Origin of the sequence: Desulfosarcina sp. (assembly GCF_046496365.1) — a bacterium.
Lineage (GTDB): Bacteria > Desulfobacterota > Desulfobacteria > Desulfobacterales > Desulfosarcinaceae > Desulfosarcina.
This window is the reverse complement of the sequence record NZ_JAWOHB010000150.1, coordinates 1-5,739: the sequence shown is the minus strand read 5'-3', so window position 1 is coordinate 5,739 and position 5,739 is coordinate 1. Positions and strand designations below refer to the sequence as shown.

Genomic DNA, 5,739 nt, shown 5'->3' with positions numbered 1-5,739 from the left:
ATGGCGAAGGTTTTCGGCAACCTGAAAAAAGCCATCATGATTTTTCATTCGCCGGTGGACCATATCGTCGGCATTGACAATGCCGCGAAAATATTTCAACGGGCACGTCATCCCAAGAGCTTTATATCATTGGACAAAGCCGATCATCTGCTTATGAATGAAGCTGATGCGCAGTATGTCGGCGCCATGATCGCGGTATGGGCGCAACGGTATCTATAGAAGGGGCGAAACGATCCTCCCCACAAAAGCTGCCTTGCCGGCAGGGGCGCTTACCGGAAGGGTATCCGCTTTCAGCAGAAGGCAATCATTGAGAAAGGAATCCTGTATGAATCGAAAGCAGTGCGAAATCACCGACCCTGAGCAGATTGCAAAAATTCTTTCAAAGGCAACCATCGGACGGCTGGCTACGGTGGATGCCGGGAACTACCCCTACATTACACCGGTCAATTTTGTGTATTACCAGAACAACATTTATTTTCACTGTGCCGCCAAAGGCGAAAAACTGGAAAACATAAAAAGAAATACAAAGGTCTGTTTTCAGGTGGATATTCCGCTGGCCTACCTGGATGCCGGCTTTACAAATCATACCTCCCCCTGCAACCTGCATCAGTTTTACCACTGCGTCATCCTGCGGGGAAGGGCCAGGGTGGTGGCCGAGGAGCAGCTCAAAACCGATGCGCTGAACGCGCTGGTTGAAAAACATGAACGCGGCGGACTGCTTAAAAAAGTGCAGGCGGACATGGCGGACTACAAGGCCTGCGAGGTTGTTGAAATACACCCGGAGCGAATATCCGCCAAAAGTGATCTGGCCCAGGGGAAATCAACACGTGTGAAAGCTCAAATCGCCGCCTATCTCAGGCAGCGGAATCGGCCGGGGGACCTGGAAACCATTCGGGAAATGGGTATGGACGGGCTGTCCTGTGACCGGCTTCAGCAGGATTAAAACCCTGTGCTACAACAAATAAGGGATAAAACGGATAAACGATAAAAGATAGAGAATACAAAGCATTAAGTAAATTCAGAGCAGGGATTCAGCCCTGCTTGCGGCCGCTGCGCAAAGGGGAAAGGGTGAGGCCATGAAGGAATGCAGAGATTGCAAACACCCGGTAAGCGACCAGGCCTATACCTGCCCCAACTGCGGCGCCATGTATCCGGCAAAGCCGAAATTCATGCATTGCCCAGATCGGCCTGTATGTCGACAAGGGATACGGCCAGGTGGTTCGGCAGATCGGCGGACTTCTCTTCGGGTTTTGACGGGAACCCGAGAAAGCTGCTTTTGACGCCTTCAACGCTGCAGTTGGAAAGATGATGCATGCAACAGGACCGCTTCTATCATGCCTGGGTTGATCAATGGAACTAACTGGGGACAGGTACTTATTTTTTTCCGTCACACAAGATGCTGTATTCAAAAACGTGTTGACGCACAAGCAACATTTTGGCATACTTGATGCCGGTTAAAGCAAATCCCGCGAACAAAAATGGAGGATGCCATTTTAATCCCCGATAATGCGGAAGCTGGCCGATTTGTAGCCCTTCACCTTTTGCGAATGAAGTTGAGCAGCGATGATTTGATCTGCTGCTAACCGGGGTCACGCAATGCGATTTCAATCAGATCCAGGTCATTGGCCAGGGTTTCGACCACAATTTCGCTGTATGACCCGACCATGACGGACCATCCTGCAACCGTGTGCATCACGAGTCGGCTTACTGCCGGAATGAATTCATTGGTGATGAATTTTTGTAATCCTTTTTTTCGACGGAACCGATGGTCCAATAATGGTTCAACTGGACTGTCGTATTACCATCCGCCTGCTCTGTTTTTATTGGTCCTGGAACTTGAAACTCGCTTCAGTGTTTTGCGATATCGGCATCGGATCTCTTCAGGTGACCAATGAATAGTTTTTTTATAGGTCATGCGGGGTGTCAAACGGTTATGGAAATTCCAGGCGGTTCTTCGAGAAGGGGCCAGCCGGCGGGTGCTACATCTCTGCCTTTTTTCCTGGAATTTTTACGTTGTTGATTTTGATACCCATCTGATTGATAAAGTTTTAGCCGTGCCATTATTCAGCATTGCATACGCAGAGCCAGTGGCATTTATTGTATGAAAACCGCAGATGAGGAGGGAGCAAATGAAGCGATCATTCCAAGTGGGCCGAAAACTGATATTGATCAGCGTGTTGCTATGGATGTGGGCGGTTTTTGCGGCTGGTTCCGTTGCAGCGCAGGCATCGGCCGGGACTGCATTTCTTGTCGATGAAAATTTGACATCCCAACTGCAAGTGTGGGATGCCGATGCCATAACAGCCGATCCGCCGCGTGCCGAAACGGCCCGGTCCCTGAAAAAGGCCATTCGGAACGCCGCGGTGCGAGGGGCAGTGCCGGTGCCGGACCGGATCGGCGCTATTCAGTCGAAAATGAAGTCCATCGGCTCTCTGGAAAGCCCCGTCACTGCGGCCCAGCGGAACAATCTGCTGCGGCTGATCGATGATGTCCCGGACGCACAGGCAGTACAGGTGGTCTTTGACAAGCAAAATGGGACCCCCACTTTTGTGAAGGTAAAAACTTTCTCCGGAAGGACCGGGCAACGCCGGCAAGCGCCCGCTGTTTTGACCGACACCCTGGCGGGCCAGTTTCTGCGCACCCATCAGGAGCTGTTGAAATTGAAGGACCCGGATCAGGACCTGGCCCTTGAAGCTTCCTGGTCGGACCGCCAGGGCGCCAGGCATTTTAAATACCAGCAGGTGGTGCACGGTATTCCGGTCTATGGAAAGCAGCTCATCGTTCATGTGGATGATGCGGATGCGGTTTACCTGCTTAACGGCCGGTATGAACCGGCGCCCGATGACCTTGACACCACGCCCGCCATTTCCCGGGCCGAGGCTCTTGAAGCTGTACAAGCGCATTTGGGCTTGCCGGGTATTGACGCCGACACGATTGATCTGGTTGTTTTCACCCAACCGGACGGCGCCATGGTGCTGACCTACCGGCTCGAGGTGACGCCCGGACTTTCCGAAGCTTGGACCTATTTCATCGATGCCATAGACGCCACAATCGTCCACCGCATGACCCGCATTCACAATACTGTGGTCAGCGCCAGCGGGGTGGATCTGAACGGCGTACAGCAATCCTTTAAAACCTGGCTTCAAGGCGACAACCATTATCTCATCGATCTGAGCATGCCCTCAGTCGGGATTCCCGGCGCTGATCCGGTGGCGGCAGTTCAGAGCCCGGGTAATACCTATGTGATTACGGCCAATAACGGCGACGGCTCGAAGCTGTATCATATCACCAGCACCTCCAGCACCAGCGGTTGGGATGCGGCCGGAGTCAGCGTCATGGCCTACATTGAAAAAAGCTACAATTATTATAAAACCAATTTCAATCGCGACGGCCTGGATGGCGATGGCCGCAACTACATGGGTGTGGTCCATCTGGGGCAGAATTATGCCAATGCCTTCTGGAACGGCACGTATATCGTTTTCGGCGACGGCGACAACAAAACCTTTTCCAGCCTGGCGGCCTCACTGGATATTGTAGCCCATGAATTGCAGCACGGCATCACCGAGTTCACGGCGAATCTCAAGTATGAAAATCAGAGCGGCGCCCTGAATGAAGCCTATTCCGACCTGTTCGCCTGCATGGTGGACGATGCCAACTGGACGGTGGGCGAGGATTGCACCTTACCCAGTCCGGGATACCTGCGCAACCTGGCCGATCCGACCAAGGGGCTCAGCTCCCTGCCCAGGAACATGAGCGAATACCGCAATCTGCCCAACACCGAAGAGGGCGACTGGGGAGGGGTGCATATCAACATGAGCATCGGCAGCCGGGCCGGCTACTTAATGGCCGAAGGATTGGGCAGCAGCAGCATCGGCAGGGAAAAAACCGCCGCCATCTGGTACCGCGCCCTGACAACCTACCTGACCCCCTATGCCCAGTTTGCCGATGCCCGCAGCACCATGACCCAAGCTGCCGAAGATCTCTACGGTGCAGCTTCTGCTGAGGTGGCCGCCGTGCAGGCAGCCTGGGATATGGTGGAGGTGTTCGCCACCGGCGGCAACCGGCCCACGCCCGGTGACCCGGTTTCCGGCGATGACGTCATGCTTTATCTTTACCCCCTGGACAGCACCCACAATCCCTATGCGGCCGATGAGCACTATCACCTCTGCGCCTTGCTGAACGCCGGCAGCGGGTATGACGAAGCCAATGACATCTATCCGTTGAACGACACCTCGTCTCACGCCAACCGGCCACGCTATACCAAAACCGCCGCGTACACCGACGGCAGAGGTGCTACGGTGATTTTCTATGCCACCGAAGCCCACAATCTGCATGCGGCCTATCTCTATGCCGACGGCAGCTATGACTTCGGCCAGGAGGTTCTGGGTACCGGGGAATTTTACAGTATCGCCCTGTCCCCCGACGGGCGCTATTTTGCCTATACTCGGCCCGACGCCGATGATAATCATATTTATGTCCTGGATCTGGACGGGGATCGCACCGGCGCCTTTGTCATCGAGCCCTTCAGTGATGCTCAACAGAAAACAAATTATTTCAACACGATTCTATACGCGGATTCCCTGGCCTTTGATTTCGCCAGCAAAACCCTGGCCTTCGATGCCCTCAACTGCGTCTCCACCGCTGACAGCTCCTGTGTCGAGGGAGAGGGGTTTCGCTATTGGTACATCGGCTTCCTCTCCCTTGCCGATGATCCGAATGATGCTTCAGCCGTCCAGGGTACCCTCTCCTTTCCCTTCCCCAACCAATCTCCCCAGTACGATGTCAGCTATCCGGCATTCGCTGCCAACAACAGCTTCGTGCTGGCCCTGGATTTCAATGATTACAGCTACTACAGCACCTCTGGCAGTGTCGATTCCATGGTGTTGACTCTGAACGGCCGTGATGGAGAGAGCCGCTGGGTCATCAATCCCGATCGGAGCGGCGCCCAGATAGGGGTTTACGGGGTGCCCACCTTCTGGGGCGATGACGATGCCATTACTATCCAGTGGTATAACGGCGACAACGGCAGTGCCGACCGCGTCCCCATCGACGGCAACTGGGCCGGGCCGGCCGACAGTGAGTATCAGGGCAGCGGCGCCGTCACCAGCCTGAACGATTTTGACGTGGCTATGCCCGTGATGCATCGCCTGGCGTCCAGGGCGGTGTCCGGCGTCATTACTTTCAGCACCTACAATCTGAATTTCGACAACGTCGCCGTGGGGTCCCCGGCAACCAAAAATATTACCCTCAGCAATGCCAGCGCGCGGGATATCCGCATCCTGAACATCGCTCTCAGTGGCGCCGCCCGCTTCACCCATAACGGCACCAACGGTCTTTTGCCGCGCGACGGACAGATGGTCATCACCGTGGCCTATACCCCCACTGCGGCGGGCTCGGAATCCGCCATGCTTTCCATTACCAGCGACGCCGATGTTCCCACGGATCTGATTTCTATTTCCGGCCGTGCCACGTCCTCGTCGTCAGACGACGATGGTGGCGGCGGCGGTGGTGGCGGCGGCTGCATGATCAGCAGTCTGGGCGATGGACCGACTCAGGGCATGGGCAGCCTGACCCTGACGGCGTTTCTGGCGGGGATCTTGATTGTCTGCCTTCTTTTAAGGGTGCGATTTTTCTCCTGGCCCACTTAATTGAGGCAACGGACCAAAAAACCGGCCGGCTAATGCCGGATGAGAGATGTCTTGTCCAGAATACGGCCGTCGGCGGCATCGATGATATATT

At 54.8% G+C, this 5,739-nt stretch carries 3 protein-coding genes and 1 pseudogene; 3 read left to right on the top strand and 1 reads right to left on the bottom strand.

The features are described 5' to 3' along the window. Positions 1-219, top strand: a pseudogene (locus R6V78_RS14935) (osmotically inducible protein C); the annotation flags it as partial. Between the two features lie 106 nt (positions 220-325). After that, on the top strand, positions 326-943 hold the full coding sequence (locus tag R6V78_RS14930; RefSeq protein WP_410290173.1) for a pyridoxamine 5'-phosphate oxidase family protein: 618 nt from the start codon (positions 326-328) through the stop codon (positions 941-943). 224 nt (positions 944-1,167) lie between these two features. On the opposite strand, the gene R6V78_RS14925 is transcribed toward R6V78_RS14930, so the two are convergent. Then, positions 1,168-1,314 carry a hypothetical protein gene (locus tag R6V78_RS14925; RefSeq protein WP_410290172.1) on the bottom strand — a complete coding sequence of 49 codons (147 nt, stop codon included), beginning with the start codon at positions 1,312-1,314 and terminating at the stop codon, positions 1,168-1,170. Positions 1,315-2,129: 815 nt separating this feature from the next. Here R6V78_RS14925 and R6V78_RS14920 point away from each other — a divergent pair. Then, positions 2,130-5,648, top strand: coding sequence for a M4 family metallopeptidase (locus tag R6V78_RS14920; RefSeq protein ID WP_410290171.1), 3,519 nt, complete (start codon positions 2,130-2,132; stop codon positions 5,646-5,648). Positions 5,649-5,739: the final 91 nt, after the last annotated feature.